Source organism: Pseudomonas sp. Teo4, from assembly GCF_034387475.1.
Taxonomy (GTDB): Bacteria; Pseudomonadota; Gammaproteobacteria; order Pseudomonadales; family Pseudomonadaceae; genus Aquipseudomonas.
Genome location: NZ_JAXCIL010000002.1, coordinates 2,427,895 through 2,449,349 on the forward strand (window position 1 = coordinate 2,427,895; position 21,455 = coordinate 2,449,349).

17 protein-coding genes and 1 rRNA gene are annotated in these 21,455 nt (G+C 61.5%); 12 read left to right on the forward strand and 6 right to left on the reverse strand.

What is annotated here, in order from left to right; genetic code table 11:
• Positions 1 to 109 precede the first annotated feature (109 nt).
• Positions 110 to 997: an NAD(P)-dependent oxidoreductase gene (locus PspTeo4_RS27510; protein WP_322366839.1), complete on the forward strand. Its 888-nt coding sequence runs from the start codon at positions 110 to 112 to the stop codon at positions 995 to 997.
• On the opposite strand, the gene PspTeo4_RS27515 is transcribed toward PspTeo4_RS27510, so the two are convergent.
• Complete coding sequence (locus tag PspTeo4_RS27515) at positions 897 to 3,161, reverse strand: bifunctional diguanylate cyclase/phosphodiesterase (protein WP_322366840.1); 2,265 nt, start codon at positions 3,159 to 3,161, stop codon at positions 897 to 899. The two genes, PspTeo4_RS27510 and PspTeo4_RS27515, sit on opposite strands and share 101 nt — an antisense overlap.
• A gap of 212 nt (positions 3,162 to 3,373) precedes the next feature.
• On the reverse strand, positions 3,374 to 6,220 hold the full coding sequence (gene rapA / locus PspTeo4_RS27520) for an RNA polymerase-associated protein RapA (protein WP_322366841.1): 2,847 nt from the start codon (positions 6,218 to 6,220) through the stop codon (positions 3,374 to 3,376).
• A gap of 129 nt (positions 6,221 to 6,349) precedes the next feature.
• Here rapA and PspTeo4_RS27525 point away from each other — a divergent pair, with 129 nt between their 5' ends.
• The 7 genes from PspTeo4_RS27525 (at position 6,350) to PspTeo4_RS27555 (ending at position 11,346) form a co-directional block, all read left to right on the forward strand.
• A complete protein-coding gene (locus PspTeo4_RS27525; protein WP_322366842.1) occupies positions 6,350 to 7,045 on the forward strand; it encodes a M949_RS01915 family surface polysaccharide biosynthesis protein in 696 nt (231 codons plus the stop codon).
• Between the two features lie 108 nt (positions 7,046 to 7,153).
• The gene (locus PspTeo4_RS27530; protein WP_322366843.1) at positions 7,154 to 7,480 is read left to right on the forward strand and encodes an aspartate-semialdehyde dehydrogenase; all 327 of its coding nucleotides are present in this window, start codon (positions 7,154 to 7,156) and stop codon (positions 7,478 to 7,480) included.
• A 67-nt stretch (positions 7,481 to 7,547) separates the two neighbouring features.
• Positions 7,548 to 7,709: a hypothetical protein gene (locus PspTeo4_RS27535; RefSeq protein WP_322366844.1), complete on the forward strand. Its 162-nt coding sequence runs from the start codon at positions 7,548 to 7,550 to the stop codon at positions 7,707 to 7,709.
• Positions 7,710 to 7,844: 135 nt separating this feature from the next.
• Positions 7,845 to 7,961, forward strand: a complete 117-nt coding sequence (gene ccoM / locus PspTeo4_RS27540; RefSeq protein WP_023379091.1) for a cytochrome c oxidase subunit CcoM — start codon at positions 7,845 to 7,847, stop codon at positions 7,959 to 7,961.
• A 321-nt stretch (positions 7,962 to 8,282) separates the two neighbouring features.
• Entirely contained in the window at positions 8,283 to 10,271 is a 1,989-nt protein-coding gene (locus PspTeo4_RS27545; protein ID WP_322366845.1) for an FUSC family protein, read from the forward strand.
• Positions 10,258 to 10,464, forward strand: coding sequence for a DUF1656 domain-containing protein (locus PspTeo4_RS27550; RefSeq protein WP_322366846.1), 207 nt, complete (start codon positions 10,258 to 10,260; stop codon positions 10,462 to 10,464). Before PspTeo4_RS27545 ends, PspTeo4_RS27550 begins: the two co-directional genes overlap by 14 nt.
• Positions 10,465 to 10,476: 12 nt before the next feature.
• Positions 10,477 to 11,346 carry an HlyD family secretion protein gene (locus PspTeo4_RS27555; RefSeq protein ID WP_322366847.1) on the forward strand — a complete coding sequence of 290 codons (870 nt, stop codon included), beginning with the start codon at positions 10,477 to 10,479 and terminating at the stop codon, positions 11,344 to 11,346.
• Positions 11,347 to 11,359: 13 nt separating this feature from the next.
• On the opposite strand, the gene PspTeo4_RS27560 is transcribed toward PspTeo4_RS27555, so the two are convergent.
• Positions 11,360 to 12,118 carry an SDR family NAD(P)-dependent oxidoreductase gene (locus PspTeo4_RS27560; protein WP_322366848.1) on the reverse strand — a complete coding sequence of 253 codons (759 nt, stop codon included), beginning with the start codon at positions 12,116 to 12,118 and terminating at the stop codon, positions 11,360 to 11,362.
• A gap of 115 nt (positions 12,119 to 12,233) precedes the next feature.
• On the opposite strand from PspTeo4_RS27560, the gene PspTeo4_RS27565 reads away from it, so the two are divergent.
• Positions 12,234 to 13,145, forward strand: coding sequence for a LysR family transcriptional regulator (locus tag PspTeo4_RS27565; RefSeq protein WP_322366849.1), 912 nt, complete (start codon positions 12,234 to 12,236; stop codon positions 13,143 to 13,145).
• 117 nt (positions 13,146 to 13,262) lie between these two features.
• Positions 13,263 to 13,583, forward strand: a complete 321-nt coding sequence (locus PspTeo4_RS27570; protein ID WP_322366850.1) for a DUF2025 family protein — start codon at positions 13,263 to 13,265, stop codon at positions 13,581 to 13,583.
• A gap of 5 nt (positions 13,584 to 13,588) precedes the next feature.
• Here the strand turns inward: PspTeo4_RS27570 and PspTeo4_RS27575 are convergent, their stop codons facing one another.
• Together PspTeo4_RS27575 and PspTeo4_RS27580 are read right to left on the reverse strand one after the other, a co-directional pair.
• On the reverse strand, positions 13,589 to 16,174 hold the full coding sequence (locus PspTeo4_RS27575; protein ID WP_322366851.1) for an EAL domain-containing protein: 2,586 nt from the start codon (positions 16,172 to 16,174) through the stop codon (positions 13,589 to 13,591).
• A 68-nt stretch (positions 16,175 to 16,242) separates the two neighbouring features.
• Positions 16,243 to 17,316 (reverse strand): diguanylate cyclase, encoded by a 1,074-nt coding sequence (locus PspTeo4_RS27580; RefSeq protein WP_322366852.1) that lies wholly within the window; start codon positions 17,314 to 17,316, stop codon positions 16,243 to 16,245.
• A 130-nt stretch (positions 17,317 to 17,446) separates the two neighbouring features.
• On the opposite strand from PspTeo4_RS27580, the gene PspTeo4_RS27585 reads away from it, so the two are divergent.
• On the forward strand, positions 17,447 to 18,541 hold the full coding sequence (locus tag PspTeo4_RS27585; protein ID WP_322366853.1) for an MBL fold metallo-hydrolase: 1,095 nt from the start codon (positions 17,447 to 17,449) through the stop codon (positions 18,539 to 18,541).
• Positions 18,542 to 18,544: 3 nt separating this feature from the next.
• On the opposite strand, the gene PspTeo4_RS27590 is transcribed toward PspTeo4_RS27585, so the two are convergent.
• The gene (locus PspTeo4_RS27590) at positions 18,545 to 19,438 is read right to left on the reverse strand and encodes a formate/nitrite transporter family protein (protein ID WP_322366854.1); all 894 of its coding nucleotides are present in this window, start codon (positions 19,436 to 19,438) and stop codon (positions 18,545 to 18,547) included.
• Positions 19,439 to 19,896: 458 nt separating this feature from the next.
• On the opposite strand from PspTeo4_RS27590, the gene PspTeo4_RS27595 reads away from it, so the two are divergent.
• Positions 19,897 to 21,433 (forward strand): 16S ribosomal RNA (locus PspTeo4_RS27595).
• Positions 21,434 to 21,455 lie beyond the last annotated feature (22 nt).

The window sequence follows — 21,455 nt, forward strand, 5'->3', positions numbered from 1 at the left end:
TTTTGGATGCGATAGGGGTTTGCCTTACATCTTCTAAGGAATTTTCTATCGCTCCGGCACTGCATCGTCCGATTGTCATGCTTCTTTAATCTTCTGCCAGGAGTCGTTCATGAGTACTGCACTGCCTTCGCTGGGATTCGCCGGGATTGGCCTGATGGGCCTGCCAATGTGTCGGCGCCTGCTGGCTGCGGGTTACCCGCTGACGGTATGGAACCGCAGCCCGGAGAAGTGCGCCGAGCTGGTCGCCGCGGGCGCGAAACTGGCGCACAGCCCTGCCGAGTTGAGCCGCGACGTCGATATGGTGCTGCTGTGCCTGGCCGATACGGCGGTGGTGCGTGAAGTGGTGTTCGGTGAGCAAGGGGTCGTCAAGGGCGGGCGCAGCGGGCAGTTGCTGATCGACTTCTCCAGCCTCGAACCGACCGCCACCCGCGAGATGGCCGCCGAACTGGCTGCCCTGTGCGGCATGGCCTGGCTGGATGCGCCGGTATCAGGGGGCACGCCAGGGGCCGAGGCTGGCACTTTGGCAATCATGGTTGGTGGTGAGTTGGCCAACCTTGAACGCGCTCGGCCGATTCTGCTGACCCTTGGCCAACGGGTCACGCACATGGGGGCGGTGGGGGCAGGGCAGGTGACCAAGGCCTGCAATCAGATGATCGTTGCTTGCAACGCCCTGGTGATTGCCGAAGTGGTGGCGCTGGCGGAACAGTCTGGGGTCGATGCGACCTTGATCGCCGAAGCGTTGGCAGGCGGTTTCGCCGACTCCAAGCCGCTGCAGATTCTCGCGCCGCAAATGGCCGAAAGCCGCTTCGAACCGATCAAGTGGCATGTACGCACGCTGCTCAAGGACCTCGATGGTGCGGTCAAGTTTTCCCGCGAGCAGGGCTCGGCGACTCCACTTAGCGGCCTCGCCGCGCAACTGATGCGCTTGCACGGTAGCCAGGGCTATCTGCAAAAAGATCCGGCGACCCTGGTAGAGCTGTATCGTAACAAGGGCTGAGGCGGCTTTCCTGGCGGTCGAGCCGGTCCAGGATCGGCCGCAGGTCGGCCAGCGGCACCGGCCGACTCAGCAGGTAGCCTTGCAGGTAATCGCAGCCGTGGGTGGCGAGAAACTCATGTTGCTCGATGGTCTCGACACCCTCGCAAACCACCTGCAAGTGCAGGGTGTGGGCCATGATGATGATGGCCTGGACAATTTCCCGGTCTTTCTGGTTGTCAGGCACGTCCTGAAGAAAACTGCGGTCGATCTTCAGGACATCCAGCGGCAGGCGCTTGAGGTAGGCCAGCGACGAATAGCCGGTGCCGAAGTCGTCGATCGACAGGGCAACGCCCTGGGCGCGAATGCGCTTGAACAGGCCGGCGGTGCGCTGGACATCACCCATCAGGGCATTTTCCGTGACCTCCAGTTCCAGTTGGCGGGGTGCGAGGCCAGCTTGTCGCAGCGTCATTTCCACTTCGTTGGCCAACTCTTCGCGGCCCAGGGTCACGGCCGAGCAGTTCACCGTGACCTTGAGGCTGGTGTAGCCGTGGCGATTGAGTTGAGCCAGGTCTTCACAGGCATGGCGCAGCACCCATAGATCGAGGTCGACGATCAGCCCGTTGGCTTCGGCAATGCCGATGAAACGGTCGGGGCTCAACAGGCCGTGTTGCGGGTGTTGCCAGCGCACCAGCGCTTCGAGCTTTGCTACCTGGCCGGTGTGCAGGTCGAAAATGGGCTGGTAATGCACGCACAGGCCGTGCTCTTCGAGCAGGGCGACGCGCAGTTCTTCCTCAAGTTGCAGTTCCAGAGTGGCGCGATTCTTCAGGCCGTTGTTGAAGAAGTGCAGGCTATTGCGTCCGCAGCCCTTGGATTGATAAAGGGCCAGGTCGGCATGCTTGAGCAGTTCTTCAGCGGTTTGACCATCTTCAGGGAAGATGCTGATGCCGATGCTGGTGGTCATCACCATGCGGCGGCCACCCAGGTCGATGGGGTCTTTCATGCGCTGCATGATGCGCTGGGCCAGGTGGCGCGCCTCATCGGGGTTGTTCAGGCTGGTGACCACGCAGAATTCGTCACCACCCAGGCGCGCCACCAGGTCCTGGCTGCGGGTGGCGGCCTTGATATGGTCGGCGATGACCTTGAGCAGCTCGTCGCCCGCATCGTGGCCAAGGCTGTCATTGATGCGTTTGAAATGGTCGATGTCGAGGAACATCACCGCCAGGCGGCTCTGACTGTCCTGATGCTCGGCCAGGCGTTCGGCGAACACCTGGTTGAACCCCCGGCGATTGACCAGATTGGTCAAGGCGTCGTAATGGGCGGCTTGCTGCAGCGAGGCGCGGGCCTGGTCGAGCTGGTTAAGCAGCACGCTGTAACGGCGAAGGTCGTTTTCCTGGCGTTGCAGCTTCTTGTCGGCCAGGGCAGCACTGATGCTGCTGCCACTGATCAGCAAGGTGATGACGGCAATGGTCAGGCCCAACTGCAGGCTGTTATCGCCCGATGGCAAGCGCAAGGCGGTATCAGCCGGGATGACCAGGGTCATCGCCGCCATGGCGGTGAAATGGGTGGCGACGATACCGCCTGCCATGACCAGGCTGGCGCCGTACTTCATGGCCAGGTGCCAACTGCCACTGCCATTGCGGAAGTACCGCGCCAGCACCAGGGCGGTGAGGCTGGTGAGGAAGGCGATGGCGGTGCACGCCAGCAGCAGGTCGGTGCGGTAGTACTGCTGGGCGCCGGTCTGCAACGCCGCCATGCCGACAAAGTGCATGAAAATGATGCCCCCACCGATGAGCAGGGCACTTTGCAGGTAGTGGTGCGCGAGCATTTGCGAACGGTTCAGGCTTTTCATGGCCAGCCAGGCGACCACCAGCGCAATCAGCAGCGAAAGGCCGGTAAGGGAGACGTCGTAGTGGACTTCCAGCGGGGCCTGGAAAGCCAGCATGCTGATGAAGTGCATGGCCCAGATACCACCGGCCAGGCAGAAGGCCCCCAGTACCCGCCATTGTCGCTGGGCGCTGGCGTTTTCGCTGTGGGATTGGCGTTCGGCCATGTCGAGGGTGGCAAAGCACCCGGCACAGGCCACGGCATAGGCCAGCAGGATTAGCAGCGGCTCATGCCGGCAGTCGATGACGATCCGCCCATTGATCGGAAGCTCGGAGAACAGTTGCAGCCCCAGCCATTCCATAGCGTGCCTCTTCGTCGAGTTTTCACTCGTCTCCAAATAACGCAGGGTGGAGACTGACCAGACGAAGTATAGGAAGACGTAGCTAGGCCTTCCTGACTAATGGCATTTTGATCGCAACGATTTTGGTATGAGGTTGATAGCGGGGGGATATAAAGGAGGGATGCCAAGGTGCCCCCATCGCCAGCAAGCCGGCGATGGGGGCTGACTCGATGTCAGCCAGCAACCAGTACGCGAATTGCCTCAAGGCGCAGCGCTGCTTTATCCAGCATTGCCAGGCCTTCCTCACGCTGCTTGCGCAGGGCGTCGATCTCGCTGTCACGCACGCTCGGGTTCACGGCTTTGAGTGCAATCATGCGAGCCAGCTCTTCATCGGCCTCGGCGGTCAGACGACGCTGGGCTTCGGCTACACGCTCGACGTGGACCGGCATGACCTTGGCTTCGCCGCCGCTGATACGCTTGGCCAGCACATCGCGTTGAGCCTGGACGAACTTGTTGGCGCTGGCACGAGGTACGCTTTCGAGCTGGTCGTTGAGCGTTTCGAAAGCGACGCGTGCCGCCAGGTCGTTACCGTTGGCATCCAGCAGGCAGCGCAGTGCCGCCGGTGGCAGGTAGCGGCCCAGCTGCAGGCTGCGCGGTGCCACCACCTCGCTGACGAACAGCAGCTCCAGGAGCACGGTGCCAGGCTTGAGCGCCTTGTTCTTGATCAGGGCCACGGCGGTGTTGCCCATCGAGCCGGACAGCACCAGGTCCATGCCGCCCTGCACCATCGGGTGCTCCCAGGTCAGGAACTGCATGTCTTCGCGCGACAATGCCTGGGTGCGGTCGTAGGTGATGGTCACGCCTTCGTCGTCACCCAGCGGGAAGCTGGCGTCGAGCATTTTCTCGCTTGGCTTGAGGATCAGGGCGTTCTCGGAGTGGTCTTCGCTGTCGATGCCGAAGGCGTCGAACAGGGTTTCCATGTAGATCGGCAGGGCGAACTGGTCGTCCTGTTCGAGAATCGCCTCGACCAGCGCCTGGCCTTCGCCAGCACCGCCCGAGTTGAGTTCCAGCAAGCGGTCACGGCCGCTGTGCAGCTCGGCTTCCAGGCGCTCGCGCTCGGTGCGGGCTTCGGCCACCAGCGCCTCCCATGCCTTGCCGTCGCCACCCTCGAGCATCGGCAGCAGGCGCGGGCCGAACTGGTGCTGCAGGGCGTTGCCGGTGGGGCAGGTGTTGAGGAAGGCGTTCAGGCCCTGGTGGTACCACTGGAACAGGCGCTCTTGCGGGCTGTCCTGCAGGTAAGGAATGTGCAGCTGAATGGTGTGCTTCTGGCCGATACGGTCGAGACGGCCAATACGCTGTTCGAGCAGGTCCGGGTGGGCCGGCAGGTCGAACATCACCAGGTGGTGGGCGAACTGGAAGTTACGGCCCTCGCTGCCGATTTCGGAGCAGATCAGCACCTGCGCGCCGAATTCCTCGTCGGCGAAGTAGGCAGCGGCGCGGTCTCGCTCGAGGATGCTCATGCCTTCATGGAACACGGTAGCGGGGATGCCGGAGCGTACGCGCAGGGCGTCTTCCAGGTCCATGGCAGTCTCGGCGTGGGCGCAGATCACCAGCACCTTGGTGCGCTTGAGCATCTTCAGGGTGTCGATCAGCCAATCGACGCGCGGGTCGAAACGCCACCAGCGCTCGTCGTCGCTGACCTCGCCCTGGGCCTGGAACGCCACTTCCGGGTACAGCTCGGCGTGCTCGTCGGCCGGCAGGTCGCGGTATTGCTCGGGGTTGGCCAGCGGGTAGGGGTGCAGCTGGCGCTCGGGGAAGCCCTGGATTGCCGCTCGGGTGTTACGGAACAGCACGCGGCCGGTGCCATGGCGGTCCAGCAACTCACGGATCAGGCGTGCGCTGGCCTGGGTATCGCCATCGTTGACCGCGGCCAGCAGGGCTTCACCCTCGGCGCCGAGGAAGTTGAGGATGGTGGCGTGGGCCTTGGGCGACAGACGGCCTTCGTCCAGCAGCTCCTGAACAGCCTCGGCAACCGGGCGATAGTGCTCGCTCTCGGCACGGAAGGCGGCCAGGTCGTGGAAACGATTCGGGTCCAGCAGACGCAGGCGGGCGAAGTGGCTGTCCTGGCCGAGCTGCTCTGGGGTCGCGGTAAGCAGCAGCACGCCTGGGATAACCTGGGCCAGCTGTTCCACCAGGCCGTACTCGGCGCTGACTTGTTCTTCATGCCACACCAGGTGGTGGGCTTCGTCGACGACCATCAGGTCCCAGCCGGCGGCGAACAGCGCGTCCTGGGCTTTCTCATCGTCCACCAGCCATTCCAGGGCGACCAGCGCCAGCTGGGCGTCTTCGAATGGGTTGCTGGCGTCGCTTTCAATGAAGCGCTCGGCGTCGAACAGGGCAACTTGCAGGTTGAAGCGCCGACGCATTTCCACCAGCCACTGGTGCTGAAGGTTTTCCGGTACCAGGATCAGCACCCGGCTGGCGCGCCCGGACAGCAGCTGGCGGTGAATCACCAAGCCGGCCTCGATGGTCTTACCCAAACCGACTTCGTCGGCCAGCAGAACGCGTGGTGCGCTGCGGTCGGCCACTTCGCGGGCGATGTGCAACTGGTGGGCGATGGGTTGTGCGCGGCAGCCACCCAGACCCCAGAGCGACGACAACATCTGCTTGCTGGTGTGTTGCAGGGTGTTGTAGCGCAGGGAGAACCACGACAGCGGGTCGATCTGGCCGGCAAACAGGCGGTCACTGGCCAGGCGGAACTGAATGAAGTTCGACAGCTGGGTTTCCGGCAGAGTGCGCGGCTGATTGTTGCCATCCAGGCCGTGGTAGACCATCAGGCCGTCGATGTCCTCGACCTCGCGTACGGTCAGTTTCCAGCCTTCGAAATGAGTGATCTGGTCACCTGGCGAGAAGCGCACACGGGTCAGCGGCGCATTGCGCAGGGAATACTGACGTGTGTCGCCAGTGGCCGGGTAGAGCACGGTCAACAGGCGGCCATCCTGCGCCAGGATGGTACCCAGGCCGAGCTCGGCTTCGCTGTCACTGATCCAGCGTTGCCCCGGTTGATACTGCTGCGCCATACTGCCTGAACTCCCGCGTTGAAAAGCCGGCTATGTTAACGGATAGGCCGGTCAGACCAAAGAGTGAAGACCAAGAGTCTAGCTGTTTCATCGACGAACACCGTCCTGACGACGAGGGTCCGAGCCGATATGCCTGTGAAGCACCCCTGGTTGAGCGCCTCAATGGCCATCGGTAGCGTTTTGCTGCTGGCCGCCTGTGAACAGAAGAATTTCGAGACCCTGCCTGCGATCCCGGTCGAGCAGCTCGAGGTGCTGGGGGTGCAGACGCCGATCAAGAGCGTGCATTTCCGTGATCGTGACGGTGAGGGTCTACTGGTGCTGAGCCGCGTCGATGGTCAGGCCACCGACCCTGAAACCGAGCAGGAAGTGGACAAGGTACAGCTCAAGGCCACCTTGTATGGGCGTGCTGCAGAGAAGGAAGCGTTCAAGCCGCGTTGGCAGATCGAGCAGGAAACCAGCTGCCCGGGCCTGGATCTGGATGTGGACTTCTATACCGATGTCAGCGACGTTAGCGACCTCAACAAAGACGGTATTGCCGAAGTGACGGTGGCGAGCCATGCCTTCTGCGGCGGTGGCATCGACCCGCATGACATCGCCATCGAACTGCGAGAAGGGCAGGCCAGCTACACGATCACCGGCCAGTCGTTGATCACTCCGGCGGGCGAAGAGCCTATCGGTGGCGAGCGCGAAGACAGTGCCTCGCTGAAAAACGCCCCACAAGTGCTCCGTGAGCATATGGATGCGGTCTGGCAGCAGGTCTACAAGCGCCCTTGGAGCGAGTCCAGCCCACCGGTCGATGACGACCCCGAGGAAGACGTCGAATAACCGCAGCCTTTATTGGTGGCAGCCGACCGTGACACACTGCCGATGTTCATCCGCCAAGACTCAAGGCGGATGCCGGCCAGCCGATACAGTGGCTACAGGAGAATTCCCATGCTGCCGCCGATCATCCCGCTCAGTGCTGCCCCGGTAACCTCGCAACTGGACCCGGTCAAACCGACCCCCGACATCAAGCCGGTGGTGCCGGCGCAACCGTCCTCGAGCGAGAGCGCCATTGACCTCAAGCAGCACCGTGACCCCGAGGAGCAGGCCCTGTTGTTGCGCGACGAGCAGCGTCGTCAGCAGCGCCGCAACAAGGGTGACGATGAGCGCTACAGCGCGCTGCCCGGTGACGAGGTGAACGCGGACAACACCGTGCCGGTCGCGCCACTGATGGGTGAACAGCCACGCCAGGGGCTGCTGGTGGACATCGAAGTCTGACCTGGGGCTGGTCACGGCCAGTCCTTGGCCTCATCATGCAAGACTCTGCTGACTGTCGAGCCCACCCATGAGCCAAGACAACCTCATCGACTTCGATGCCGAACGCGCCAAGCGTGTCCACGATCTCAAGGAAAAGCGCCTGAACGAAGTGCGTCAGGCGTTCGAGCAAGCCATGCCATTGGCAAATGCGAAGAAAAAGAAACCCAAGGGCAAGCCCAAGAAGCGCTGAAACTTGACGCAGGTCAACCCTGCGCCCGCCTCGCGTGCCCGGTCCCGGGCACCATTGACACCGATCAATTTCCCACCCCCCTCAATTCGATACCTTGCACCCATCGGACAACGGCAAACGAATGGGGAGGCCGACATGTTCTTCGACAATGTGGTCATCGCTGGCGTGGTAACGGTCGGGTTGATGTTTGCATTCTTTGCCGGTCTAGGACTTTTCATCTGGAAGGACTCGAACAAGCGCAAGCCGCGCTGACCTTCCAGGTTCACGAGCACGCAAGGCATTTAGGGCGACTTCGGTCGCCCATTTTTTTGCCTGTCGTAAGTTTTTTAGCGTTTGCAAGATCGAGCGCCGCCCGCGCGGCGCTCGATCTACGCATCACCTCCAAACCCAGGGCAGGCACATCGAAGCCCCTCCCAAGATTTCGTGAAGAACCATTTTTTTGCCCGCGATCTCATGCGTGCGCAGGATGCGCGTTGCTTGAAAGATGATTAGCTAGCTAATTATTCGTCTCGGCATTATCCTTCTCTGCATTGTCTATCTTTTCTGTAACCATCCCCCCGCAAGGTCCGATTCGTGCCCATCACCCTCCAGGCCCTGTTCGCACCCAGCAGCCTCGCCATCAAGTTCGCCATCAAGACCCTGCTCGGCGGTGGTCTGGCGCTCTGGCTGGCTATGCGTTGGGGGCTGGAGCAGCCGTCATGGGCGTTGATGACCGCATTCATCGTGGCGCAGCCACTGTCGGGAATGGTGGTGCAGAAGGGCTTGGCGCGATTGGCCGGGACACTGGTTGGCACCGTGATGTCGGTGGTGTTCATGGGCCTGTTCGCCCAGACACCCTGGTTGTTCCTCATCACCTTGGCCCTTTGGCTGGCCTTGTGCACGGCAGCCTCGACACAACTGCGCAGCGCGTGGGCCTATTCCTTCGTGCTGGCCGGCTATACGGTGGCGATCATCGCGCTGCCGGCGGTCAACCATCCGCTGCAGGTATTCGACCAGGCTGTGGCCCGCTGCACCGAAATCTGCCTGGGGATTTGCTGCGCCACCGCCACCAGCGCCTTGCTCTGGCCGATGCGCGTCGAGCAGCAACTGGCCGGCCAGGCGCGCCACGCTTGGCAGACTGGGCTGCAAGCGGCCAGTGCCATGTTGGGCGGTGAAGACGAAGCACGCAAAGGGCTGCTGGAAATTCTCGGGCGCATCGTGGCGATCGATTCCCAGCGCGAGCACGCCTGGTTCGAAGGCAATCGCGGGCGGCAGCGGGCCAGCGCCATCCGTGGACTAAGCCAGAAGTTGATGGTGCTGCTGCGCATCTCGCGTTCGGTGCGCCGGCAATGGCGCCAGCTAGATGACCGGGAAGCCCGGCGCCTTGCGCCTTGGCTGGATGAGGTGCGGGCACTGCTGACCCAGCCTGACAAGCCAAGCTTGCTGGTTGTGCGTCAACGCATCTGGGACGCGGCTCACGACGAGCACATAAGCTCCGCGGAACATTTCTGCCTGGCGCGCATGGCACTGCTGATGGACTACGCCATGGCTGCGACCCAGGCGCTTGAGGATGTCGAGGCGGGCAGGGCGCCGAAGGATGCCGCAACGGGCCTCGCCGTGCACCGTGACCTGCCGTTGGCCCTGTTGTTCGGTGCGCGCAGCGCCTTGGCGTTTTTGGTCATGAGCAGTTTCTGGCTGGCAACGGCCTGGCCCTCGGCGCCGGGAGGGCTGGTGTTGACTTGCGTGGTCTGCAGCCTGTTCGCCAGCCGTGAGAACGGCGCGCAGATTGGCCTCAGTTTCTTGCGCGGGATCTTGTTGGCGTTTCCGGTGGCATTCGTGGTCGGGGAGATTCTCCTGCCCCAATGGAGCAGCTTCGCGATGCTCTGCCTGGGCATGGGCGTGCCGTTGTTCTTCGGCGCCCTGGGCATGGCCCACCCCCGTACGGCGGGCACTGCCACCTCCTACTGCCTGCACTTCATCGTGCTGGTGTCGCCGCTCAACAACATGACTTTCGATGTGGCGAACATGCTCAACAGTGCGCAGGCCATGTTGATGGGCGTCGGCGCGGCCGTGCTGGCGTTTCGGCTGGTGGTGCTGCGCCACCCGGCCTGGCTGGGCCGACGCTTGCGGGCAGCCACCCAGAGTGACCTTGTGCGCCTGACCCGCCGCGACCTGCGTGGCGCCGACAGTTGGTTTGGCGGGCGCATGGCTGACCGCCTGATGCAACTTGCCCACCACGCCAGCGAACTGCCTGAAGCCGAGCGCAAGCGTTGGGACGATGGCCTGCATGGCCTGGATATCGGTGATGAACTGGTGCACCTGCGCATGTGCCTGGCGGTGGCGAACGTGCCGATGGGCAGCGCCGAGCGCGAGTACCTGCAGCAGGTGGAGGCGGTGTTGGCCAAGGGGCCGGCTGCCGGGCGGGGGGAAGGCCTGGATGCTGCCAGCGAGCACTTCATCGACGCCTTGCGTCGCCAGCCCCCCAGCGACCCGCTGCGGCTGGCCGAAGGCGCCGTGCTGCAATTGCAGAAAAGCTGGGGCAAATGGTGCCGCTGGCAGGAGGAAGCCCATGGGGTTGCGTGAGTGGGCGGTGGGCGGTGTGCTGCTCAGCCCGTTTCTGATCTATGTGCTGATGGCGCTGGTGCTCACCGGCTTGTTGCGCCTGGTGGTCCAGGCCACGCCACTGGGGCGTTGGATCTGGCATGAAGCACTGTTCGATGCGGCGTTGTTCGTTTGTGTGCTGTTCCTGGTGGTACGTTCGCTGGGACCTTTGTAAGGAGTTGAGTCGATGCGTACAGTCGTACGTACCCTGGTGACCCTTTGCGTGGTGGCACTTGCCGTGCTCGCGGGTTTCAAGCTGTGGCAGTACTACATGCTCACCCCCTGGACACGGGATGCGCGAGTCCGTGCCGATGTGGTGGTGATTGCCCCCGACGTGTCCGGCTGGGTACGTGGCCTGAAAGTTCATGACAACCAGCAGGTCAAGGCCGGCGATGTGCTGATGAGCATCGACCGCGAGCGCTTCCAGGCCGCGTTCGACCAGGCCAGCGCGGTGGCCGAAACGCGTGCCCAGCAGGTGCGCCTGCGTGAGCGCGAGGCGGCGCGGCGCACGGCGCTGGGCCCGGATGCGATCAGCGCCGAACTGCGCGAGAACGCCCAGATCAACGCCGCCATCGCCCGTGGCGAACTGCGCGAGGCAGAGGCTCAGTTGCAAGTCGCCAAGATCAACCTGGCGCGCAGTGAAGTCCGGGCGCCACGCAGCGGGCATATCACCAACCTGCGCCTGGCCGAAGGCAACTATGTGAACACCGGGGAGGCGGTGATGGCCCTGGTCGACGATTCGACTTTCTACATCCAGGCCTACTTCGAAGAAACCAAGCTGCCGCGCATTCGCGAGGGCGATACGGTGAAGGTCTGGCTGATGGGCGCAGGCGAGGCCATGCTGGGGCATGTGGAAAGCATCAGCCGGGGTATCACTGACAGTAACAGCAACCCGGACAGTCAGCTGTTGCCTGAGGTGGAACCCACCTTCAACTGGGTACGGCTGGCCCAGCGGATACCCGTGCGTATTCGCCTGGACCAGCTTCCCGAGGGCGTGCACCTGAGCGCAGGGATGACCGCCAGCGTGCAGGTGCATGAAGACCAGGCCGACCAGTGATCTGATATCCCCGTCAGAGGAACATTCCGCCAGACACTTCCAGCCGTTGCCCGGTGATCCAGCCGTTGCCCTCTTCAAGCAGCAGGGCAATGGCCGCGCCGATGTCGTCCGGCAAGCCGACCCGCGCCAGGGCGGTATTGCTGGCAATGAAGTCATTTACCTGGCGATTGTCGCGCACCACACCACCGCCGAAATCGGTCTCGATCGCGCCGGGGGCAAGAATGTTGACCCGGATACCCCGTGCACCCAGTTCCTTGGCCTGGTAGCGCGTCAACACCTCCATCGCACCTTTCATGGCGGCATAGGCGGCGTAGCCGGGCAGTACGAAGCGTGCCAGGCCCGATGAAATGTTAACGATACGGCCACCGTCGGCCAGCAGGGGCAGTAGCTGTTGGGTGAGGAAGAACGGCCCTTTGAGCTGAATGTTCAGCAACTGGTCGAACTGCGCCTCGGTGGTTTCCGCGAACGGCACGTTCAGGCCGATCCCGGCGTTGTTCACTAGGAAGTCCAGGCGTTCACAACCAAATTGCTGGCGCAGTGTTTCGCCCAGGCGTTCGGCGAAGGCGCTGAAGCTGCTGCTGTCGCTGACGTCGAGTTGCAGCATGGCAGCCTTGACTCCGGCCTGTTCCAAGGTGGCGGTCACTGCGCGGGCTTCGTCCGCCTTGCTGTGGTAGGTGCCGATTATGTCGATGCCGCGTGCAGCCAGGTGTTCGGCCGTGTTCCTTCCCAGGCCGCGGCTGGCGCCGGTGATCAGGGCTATCTTGCGGGTCATGTCGATTTCCTCGTGGGGGGCGGATGAACAAAGGTTATTGGTCGTCCATCTGCTGTTAAATCCAGCGAAACCGGAAATACTGTTCGGAGTTTCCGAATAATCTGGGATTTCCTTCGTGAACAAACTGGAGTTGCTGCGCACGTTCGTGCGGGTGAGCGAGGTCAATAGTTTTACCCTGGCCGCCGAAAGCCTGGGGCTGCCGCGTTCGACTGTCTCCGAGCAGATAAAGGCCCTGGAGCGGCTACTCGGTACCCGCCTGTTCAACCGCACCACACGGCGAATGCAGGCCACTCAGGATGGTGCCCTGCTGTACGAGCGCAGCAAGGACCTGCTGTCGGGCATGGACGAGATCGAGAGCCTGTTCCGAGCGGATGACGCCGAACTGGCCGGGCGTCTGCGGGTCGACTTGCCAACCATGATGGCCCGGCGCGTGATCGTGCCGGCGTTGCCGCAGTTTCTGGCGCGCTTTCCCCGGCTGGAGGTGGAAATCAGCTGCACCGACCGTCAGGTCGATTTGTTGCGCGAGGGGTTCGATTGCGTGATGCGCATCGGCGCTTTGAGCGACCTGGATGTGGTGGCGCGGCCAATCGGCCACTTGAGCATGTGTAACTGTGCAAGCCCTGCCTACCTGGCCCGCCATGGCATGCCAAATCGCCTCGAAGACCTGGCCGGGCACCAGCTGGTCCATTACGTTCGAAACCTGGGGGCGCGCAGTGCGGGGTTCGAGTACGAGCGCGACGGTCAGTTGCATTACCAGGCCATGGCCGGCGTGATCACGGTCAACAATGCCGAGGCCTATTCGGCCGCCTGCCTGGCGGGGCTGGGGTTGATCCAGGTGCCAGCGGTGGGGGTGGCGGAACATCTTGCGCGGGGGGACATGGTGACGGTGTTGCACGATTGGCAGGCGCGAGCCATGCCTGTGTCACTGTTGTATGCCCGGCAACGGCACGTGCCGAGACGGGTTCAGGCGTTCATGAACTGGCTGGCGGCATTGTTGGCTTCGCAAGTCGATCATGCGCGTAGCTGAAAACCCTTGGCCAACGCCTGGCGAGTTGCGCTAGGCTGGCCGCTGCGCGTTGCCCGTCAGAGGCGACCGTTTCCCGCCAGGCGTGCGTCACTTCCAATTATTTTGCGAGGTTACGACATGGCCATTTCCTCCCAGGACATCTGCAACGCCGCCGACCAGCTCAAAGGGTTCGTTGGTTTCCACGGCAAACGCGGCATTCATATCGTGCGTTTTTCCGAAGACTCGTTCGGCATGGATGTGGCCGACGACAGCATCACTCCTTGCAGCGAGTTCGTCTGGCGGCCCGAGCAGGGCCAGCGCATGGCGTTGTGTCGGGCGCGTCTTGCCCTGTTGCTCGAGCAGCATGTCGATGACCGCTTGAACATCGGCGAGCCACTGCGCACCTACCTGCGGCGCAGCGACCTGCCTGAGATCATGGCCGAGCGCAGTTTGCGCTGAGGTGTTCAAGAGGCATCGAGCGATTGCTCGGGTGGTTTGTGCAGCAGCGCTTCGAACCCGGCCTTGTCCAGCGGTCGACTGAGGAAAAAGCCCTGCACTTCATGGCAGCGGTCATGCTCCAGGGCCTTGAGCTGTTGGGCGGTTTCGACACCCTCGGCGGTGACCGTCAGCCCCATGGCTTGCCCCAGGTTGATGATTGCCTGAACCACCGCACGGTCGCTGGCGCTGGGGTTATTCAGGCCGGCGATGAAGCGCTTGTCGATCTTGATGCTGTCGAACGGATAGGTGCGTAAGTAGCCCAATGAGGAGTAGCCGGTTCCGAAGTCGTCCATGTTCAGGCGCACGCCCAGTTCCTTGAGGGCCTGCAGGGTGGCCAGGGCGCCTTCGATGTCGTTGAGCATGACGTTTTCGGTGATTTCCAGCTCCAGACGCTGGGCCGGGAAACCGGTTTCCAGCAAGATGTGGCGCACATCGGCTACCACATTGCTGCGCAGGAACTGCGCGGGTGACAGGTTCACCGAGACCAGCAGGTCGTCCGGCCAGCCGTGGGCAGTGTTGCAGGCTTCGCGCAGGACCCAGCGACCAAGGGCGTTTATGAGGTCGCTTTGTTCGGCCAGGGGGATGAAAGTATCCGGGCCCAGCAGACCCTCTTGTGGATGCTGCCAGCGCACCAGAGCTTCGACCGAGACGATGCGCATGTCATTGAGGTTGTAGCGCGGCTGGTAGTACAGCAGGAACTCGTCGTTGCGCAGGGCTCTTCGCAGGTCGTTCTCCAGCTGGCGACGGTACTGGATCTGCTGGTTCATTTCCGGGGCGAAGTAGCGCCAGGTGCTCTTGCCTTCGGCCTTGGCCTGGTACAGCGCGATGTCCGCACAGCGGATCAGCTCACCGGCATCGCAGCCTTGCGTGCGGGCTTGGGCGATGCCCATGCTGACGCCAATGTGCACAGGTTGCTCCTCGAACATGATCGGCTGCTTGAGCAGTTCTATCAGGCGCGCACAGAGGCGGTCGACTTCGTTGCGGTTATCGATGCCATCGAGCACCACGACAAACTCATCGCCCCCCAGACGGGCCACCAGATCGACATCCCGAGTGGTATCGCGCAGCCGAGTGGCCACCTCTTGCAGCACCGCGTCACCTGCGGCGTGGCCGAGGGAATCATTGATAGGTTTGAAATTGTCCAGGTCCAGCAACAGCAAGGTCAGCGAACTGGAATCGCCTCCTTGCAGCAACGCTTGTTCAAGGTGCCTGGACAGTTTGTTGCGATTGGCCAGGCCGGTCAGTGGGTCGTGCAGCGACAGGTGCTGAATGCGAGCATGGGCCGCGACTTCATCGGTGATGTCGCTGGCGGTGCCACGAAAGCCGTAGGGTTTGCCGTCGTACAGGATCGCCCGTGCCGAAATCCGACAGTAGCGATTCTGCCCGGTGTGGTCGCGGTAGGCACAGCGCAGGTTGGCCAATTGCTGGGGGTCGGCATCGGCCTGAGCATCGAGCCACGTCGACAGGGGCGTGGTGTCGCAGGCCAGCAGCAGGTTGATAGGTTGCCCCAACCAGCTGTCGACCGGGTAGCCGGTTACATGGACGAAGCGTTGAGACAGGTAGGTCAGGCGCTGCTGACGGTCGGTCTCCCAGATCCAGTCGGAAGCGGCTTCAGCCACTGCCCTGAAACGCTGTTCGCTGGCCTCCAAGGCTTGATTGCTCTGTTGCAGACGCTCAAGGCTCTGGTCGATGGCGCGGGAGCTGCGCAGGGCGTGGCGGAACAGGTAAAGCATGACCAGGCTCAGTACCAGTAGTGCACACAACAGTGGAGGCAGCACGGCCCAGAGCAGTTGCCGCCCCGGTGTTGGGCTGTTCCAGGCCAGGTGGTAACCGGTTTCACCCAGGGCGATGCGCTGGCTGGGTTGCGAACCTGGGTCGTCCTTTTCGATGTGCATGTTCGCAAGGCCGGCACCCGTGCCTAGCCGAGCCAGCTTGTCTTCGGTCAACTGGTCTACGAACAGCATCACGGGCGCTTCACGCACTTCGCTGTCTTGCACCTCTCTGTCTGGGCGTACGGCAGCTGCGCTCAACACGGCGGGCCAGCCGTTGAACAGGACGAAGCGGGTAATCTGCTCCCGCGCACTGGCAGCGCTGCGGGCCTGGGAGATGATATCGGCCAGCGGCGCATCGATGTAACTGGCGGCGCTGGACTGCGTGGGCTTGCCTTTGAACAGGGCATAGCGGGTGCTCTGGTCGTCGACCACGAATACCCCTTCGTACCCGCTGGCGCTGTAAAGCGACTCACCGACGTTTTTCTCGTCATATGCCCACTGCCAGTCCACGACCCCGGCCAGGTGCTCGTAAGCGGCGTCCCACACTGCGTAACTGGAAAGAAACTGCCGTGAGGCCAGCAAGCGCTGCTCAAGGGCCTGGGTGGCATGGAAAGTACTGCTTTGCAGCTCCTGGCGATCAAGGGTGGCGGCGATGTTGAACAGCGCGCCAAGGGTCACCAGGCAGGCAAGGCCGAATACCGCGCAGAAGCCGCCGATCAGGCGGCGCATCGGCAAGGCTGGGGTGGGGGTGGCGAGCGGAAGGGTGGCGGTCCTGGCCATGGGCGAACGACTCCTTCAAGCTACTCCTTCATGAACTCCGTCCTCCCGCGCTCCAACCTGCGGGAAGTTCAATCAGGATAGGCCAGCTTCAGCGTCGTGGCTTTGTCGTGAGCAAAATTGACCTGATTGCGGCCTTGGCGCTTGGCGCTGTACAAGGCCTTGTCCGCCTGTTCAAGCCAGTTCTCGGCTGACTCCAACTCGGTATTGAACATGGCCAGGCCGATGCTCAGGCTGATCTTCAGGTGCGGCAACTGCGGATTCTGGTAGTTGCCCACCCGTTCTCGCAGGCGCTCCATGACCTGGCACGCCTGGGCCTCGTTGGTGGCGGGCAGGATCACACAGAATTCGTCGCCGCCGTAACGTCCGGCCTGGTCGTCCTCGCGCAGGTTCCGCTTGAGCTCGCTGCTCAGCTGGCGCAGCACGCAGTCGCCGACCACATGGCCAAAGGTGTCGTTGATGGTCTTGAAGTGGTCGACGTCGATCAGTGCGATAACCGCAGGCACCTGCAGTGTCCGGCACGCCTGAAAGCGCAGTTGCAGCAGGTCTTTCCAGGCGCCGTGGTTGAGCAGCCCGGTCAGGCTGTCGGTGAGGCTCAGGGCGCTTAGCCGGCGCTTGTGGTCGGCCAGCTTGATCGCGAGCTGAAAACACACCCAGCCCAGTGCCAGGGGATAGAGCGTGAGCATTGGCAGGCAGGCGTACACTTGCAGCGAAGTGGCATCGAGTTGCAGGCCGAACCCAAGCAGCGCACTGGCCAGGATCATGCCAGCCACTTGTGCCAGGGCGCCGTGCAGGACCATGCGTTTGCCGCCAGCGGCTACATTGTTCATGGTCATCATCGACAGCACGGTGACGCAGGGCAGTGGGTTGAAGTGCATGGCCGCGGCCCAGAACCCACCCATCAGCGAGTCGAGCAACAGGTTGCGCTGTTCGGCCTTGTAGGGACTGGCTGAACGCAGTGCCCAATGATAGGCCACATGTGGCCAGAGCAGGCCATTGAACAGCAGCAACAGCCAGACCCAACCAGGCGGGGAGAGCGGCGCAATGGCAGCCATGACACTGAACAAGCCAATACCCAGGCCGATGATGCGCGGCAGGTAGATGCGCCTGACGAAAGTGAGTCCCTTGCCGTTTCGGTTGTCCATGATGGCTGTCGTTCTTCTGTTGTAGCGCCGTTTATCGCATAAGTTGCATGAATATTGTTGAACAGTAATTCATCGAGGAAAAATGACCTTACAAGCCAATTCACAGTTGATGCGAGCACTGTGGGGTAACATGAAGGCCTTCCTCGTGTTCGGAGTGCTATTGCTCATGGATCCCACGGCTACCCCTGCCGGCGAGCCGGCTCCCCAGCGCGACGGGCGCTTTCACAATCAAGTGCTCCTGCCGCAGGACGGCGCGTTGAAGAAGTTGCGCATCGGCCTGAAGTATCTGGTGCTTCGCAAACCGCCCGAAACCCGACCCGCAGCGCCCATCAGTGTGCAGGCCATGACGCGGCAGCAGGTGCTCGACGCGCCCGATCACAGCCTCTGGCGCCTGGGCCATTCCACCGTGTTGATCAAGTTGCGCGGGCGATTCTTCATTACCGACCCGGTGTTCGCCGAGCGTGCCTCTCCGGTGCAATGGGCAGGTCCGCTGCGCTTCCATGCACCGCCCTTGGGGTTGGATGAGTTACCGCCGCTGGCTGCGGTGGTGCTGTCCCATGACCATTATGACCACCTCGACGAACAGGCAATACGCCAGCTTGCCCCGCGTGCCGAGCGGTTTCTGGCCCCACTGGGCGTGGGTGATCTGCTGATGGAGTGGGGCGTGCCAGCGCAGAAAGTCACGCAACTGGATTGGTGGCAGGAAACCGAAGTTGATGGCGTAAGGTTTGTGGCGACACCCGCTCAGCATTTTTCCGGGCGCGGGCTGTTCGACAGCAATCGCAGATTGTGGGCGTCCTGGGTGGTGATAGATGAACAGATGAAACTGTTCTTCAGTGGTGACACCGGCTATTTCGACGGCTTTCGTCAGATTGGTGAGCGTTTCGGCCCCTTCGACCTGACCCTGATCGAAACCGGCGCCTATAACGTGGCTTGGCCGAGCGTGCATATGCAGCCCGAGCAAAGCCTGCAGGCGCACCTCGACCTGCGAGGGCGCTGGCTGCTGCCGATTCACAATGGCACGTTCGACCTGTCCATCCATGCCTGGCAAGAACCGTTCGAGCGCATTCTTTCGCTCAGTTCGGCCGCGCAGGTGCGCCTGTGCACACCTCAGATGGGCGAGCGTGTCAGTATCGACTCACCCCACGCCGGGCAGAACTGGTGGCAACCAAGGCCGGTGCGCGAGCAGGGCAGGGCGGCAGAACGCGCGGTGGCCAGCCGCTGAGGGTCACGACTTGGCCGGCGTTTTCCCAGGGGGCTGCTGTTTCTCCTTCAACAGTTGTGAGGGGGGCTTGCCGCTGTCGCTTCGTACCTGGGCATGGCTGATCAGGGCAAAGATGAAACTGCCGCCGATGATATTGCCGGTCAACGTCGGCAGTGCGAAGTGCAGCCAGAAACTGTGCCAGGTCTGCTCCCCGGCCCAGACCAGGTAGGACACCTCCACCGAACCCACGACAATATGGGTGAAGTCGCCCAGCGCCATCAGGTAGGTGATCATCAGGATGATCCAGATCTTGGCGTGTTCCATGGATGGGATCATCCACACCATGGTGGCGATCATCCAGCCCGAGACGATGCCTTTGGCGAACATCTGGCTGACATCGTTCTTCATGACCTTGCGCCCGACTTCCAGGAAGGCCACGTCGGTCTTGCTATCGAAAATCGGCAGTTCGAGCATGACCCAGGCCACCAGCAGCGTGCCGGCCAGATTCCCCAGCAGCACGACGCCCCACAAGCGCAGCAGCCGCCCGAGGTTGGCCAGGGTCGGTGTGGTCATTACTGGCAGTACGGCGGTCAGGGTGTTTTCGGTAAACAATTGCTGGCGCGCCAGGATGACTGCCAGAAAGCCTGCGCTGTAGCCAATGCTGGCGACTACCTGGGCGCTGTCGCCCTCTGGCAGCCTGGCGTAGAACAGGCCCATGGCCATGAGGGACAGGCCCATGCTCAGCCCGGCGGCCAGGGCGGACCACCACAGTGCGGCCAACGTGCGCTCCAGTTCCTGGTCGCCCTGGAAACGAATGATCTCGTGCAATACCGCCGCGCGGGGCGGTTGATTCTGGCTGACCTCCTGCTCCTCGTCCGCTGACAGGCCGGGGGTCTTGTCGCTTTGTTCCTCGCTCATGGCCGCCTCGCTCCACGGGGTATTTCTCTACTGATCGAATACGCCTTCATTAGTTGCGCAGAAGGCGAGGAACGGCATTCGAAAGTTTTTTCAGATCAAGGTGTTGACTCTGATTTCAAACCGCGTATTATTCGCCACCTCGCAGCGACAAACGCAGTGAGGCAAGCGGTAAGTTGTTGAAGTTGAACGCTTTTGAAAGAAAGCAGCTTCGAAAAAACTTCAAAATAAACGCTTGACAGCAAATGAGGAAAGCGTAGAATGCGCGCCTCGGTTTAGACGAAACACTCTTAACCAACAGCTCTTTAACAAATCGAATCAAGCAATTCGTGTGGGTGCTTGTGAGTACGGACTGATAGTCACAAAGATTATCAGCATCACAAGTGGCCATGCGAGAAATCACATAGTCATTTGAGATTGCTGAGCCAAGTTTAGGGTTTCTTAAAAACCCAAGCAGTATTGAACTGAAGAGTTTGATCATGGCTCAGATTGAACGCTGGCGGCAGGCCTAACACATGCAAGTCGAGCGGATGACGGGAGCTTGCTCCTTGATTCAGCGGCGGACGGGTGAGTAATGCCTAGGAATCTGCCTGGTAGTGGGGGACAACGTTTCGAAAGGAACGCTAATACCGCATACGTCCTACGGGAGAAAGCAGGGGACCTTCGGGCCTTGCGCTATCAGATGAGCCTAGGTCGGATTAGCTAGTTGGTGAGGTAATGGCTCACCAAGGCGACGATCCGTAACTGGTCTGAGAGGATGATCAGTCACACTGGAACTGAGACACGGTCCAGACTCCTACGGGAGGCAGCAGTGGGGAATATTGGACAATGGGCGAAAGCCTGATCCAGCCATGCCGCGTGTGTGAAGAAGGTCTTCGGATTGTAAAGCACTTTAAGTTGGGAGGAAGGGCAGTAAGTTAATACCTTGCTGTTTTGACGTTACCGACAGAATAAGCACCGGCTAACTCTGTGCCAGCAGCCGCGGTAATACAGAGGGTGCAAGCGTTAATCGGAATTACTGGGCGTAAAGCGCGCGTAGGTGGTTCGTTAAGTTGGATGTGAAAGCCCCGGGCTCAACCTGGGAACTGCATCCAAAACTGGCGAGCTAGAGTACGGTAGAGGGTGGTGGAATTTCCTGTGTAGCGGTGAAATGCGTAGATATAGGAAGGAACACCAGTGGCGAAGGCGACCACCTGGACTGATACTGACACTGAGGTGCGAAAGCGTGGGGAGCAAACAGGATTAGATACCCTGGTAGTCCACGCCGTAAACGATGTCAACTAGCCGTTGGAATCCTTGAGATTTTAGTGGCGCAGCTAACGCATTAAGTTGACCGCCTGGGGAGTACGGCCGCAAGGTTAAAACTCAAATGAATTGACGGGGGCCCGCACAAGCGGTGGAGCATGTGGTTTAATTCGAAGCAACGCGAAGAACCTTACCAGGCCTTGACATGCAGAGAACTTTCCAGAGATGGATTGGTGCCTTCGGGAACTCTGACACAGGTGCTGCATGGCTGTCGTCAGCTCGTGTCGTGAGATGTTGGGTTAAGTCCCGTAACGAGCGCAACCCTTGTCCTTAGTTACCAGCACGTTATGGTGGGCACTCTAAGGAGACTGCCGGTGACAAACCGGAGGAAGGTGGGGATGACGTCAAGTCATCATGGCCCTTACGGCCTGGGCTACACACGTGCTACAATGGTCGGTACAGAGGGTTGCCAAGCCGCGAGGTGGAGCTAATCTCACAAAACCGATCGTAGTCCGGATCGCAGTCTGCAACTCGACTGCGTGAAGTCGGAATCGCTAGTAATCGCGAATCAGAATGTCGCGGTGAATACGTTCCCGGGCCTTGTACACACCGCCCGTCACACCATGGGAGTGGGTTGCACCAGAAGTAGCTAGTCTAACCTTCGGGGGGACGGTTACCACGGTGTGATTCATGACTGGGGTGAAGTCGTAACAAGGTAGCCGTAGGGGAACCTGCGGCTGGATCACCTCCTTAATCGACGACATCAGCCTGCTGA

What these genes read in the sequence shown, in the direction of transcription:
- PspTeo4_RS27510 (WP_322366839.1), top strand. Translation starts at nt 110, where the DNA reads ATGAGTACTGCACTGCCTTCGCTGGGATTCGCCGGGATTGGCCTGATG.
- PspTeo4_RS27515 (WP_322366840.1), bottom strand. Translation starts at nt 3,161, where the DNA reads ATGGAATGGCTGGGGCTGCAACTGTTCTCCGAGCTTCCGATCAATGGG.
- rapA (WP_322366841.1), bottom strand. Translation starts at nt 6,220, where the DNA reads ATGGCGCAGCAGTATCAACCGGGGCAACGCTGGATCAGTGACAGCGAA.
- PspTeo4_RS27525 (WP_322366842.1), top strand. Translation starts at nt 6,350, where the DNA reads ATGCCTGTGAAGCACCCCTGGTTGAGCGCCTCAATGGCCATCGGTAGC.
- PspTeo4_RS27530 (WP_322366843.1), top strand. Translation starts at nt 7,154, where the DNA reads ATGCTGCCGCCGATCATCCCGCTCAGTGCTGCCCCGGTAACCTCGCAA.
- PspTeo4_RS27535 (WP_322366844.1), top strand. Translation starts at nt 7,548, where the DNA reads ATGAGCCAAGACAACCTCATCGACTTCGATGCCGAACGCGCCAAGCGT.
- ccoM (WP_023379091.1), top strand. Translation starts at nt 7,845, where the DNA reads ATGTTCTTCGACAATGTGGTCATCGCTGGCGTGGTAACGGTCGGGTTG.
- PspTeo4_RS27550 (WP_322366846.1), top strand. Translation starts at nt 10,258, where the DNA reads ATGGGGTTGCGTGAGTGGGCGGTGGGCGGTGTGCTGCTCAGCCCGTTT.
- PspTeo4_RS27555 (WP_322366847.1), top strand. Translation starts at nt 10,477, where the DNA reads ATGCGTACAGTCGTACGTACCCTGGTGACCCTTTGCGTGGTGGCACTT.
- PspTeo4_RS27560 (WP_322366848.1), bottom strand. Translation starts at nt 12,118, where the DNA reads ATGACCCGCAAGATAGCCCTGATCACCGGCGCCAGCCGCGGCCTGGGA.
- PspTeo4_RS27570 (WP_322366850.1), top strand. Translation starts at nt 13,263, where the DNA reads ATGGCCATTTCCTCCCAGGACATCTGCAACGCCGCCGACCAGCTCAAA.
- PspTeo4_RS27575 (WP_322366851.1), bottom strand. Translation starts at nt 16,174, where the DNA reads ATGGCCAGGACCGCCACCCTTCCGCTCGCCACCCCCACCCCAGCCTTG.
- PspTeo4_RS27580 (WP_322366852.1), bottom strand. Translation starts at nt 17,316, where the DNA reads ATGGACAACCGAAACGGCAAGGGACTCACTTTCGTCAGGCGCATCTAC.
- PspTeo4_RS27585 (WP_322366853.1), top strand. Translation starts at nt 17,447, where the DNA reads ATGAAGGCCTTCCTCGTGTTCGGAGTGCTATTGCTCATGGATCCCACG.
- PspTeo4_RS27590 (WP_322366854.1), bottom strand. Translation starts at nt 19,438, where the DNA reads ATGAGCGAGGAACAAAGCGACAAGACCCCCGGCCTGTCAGCGGACGAG.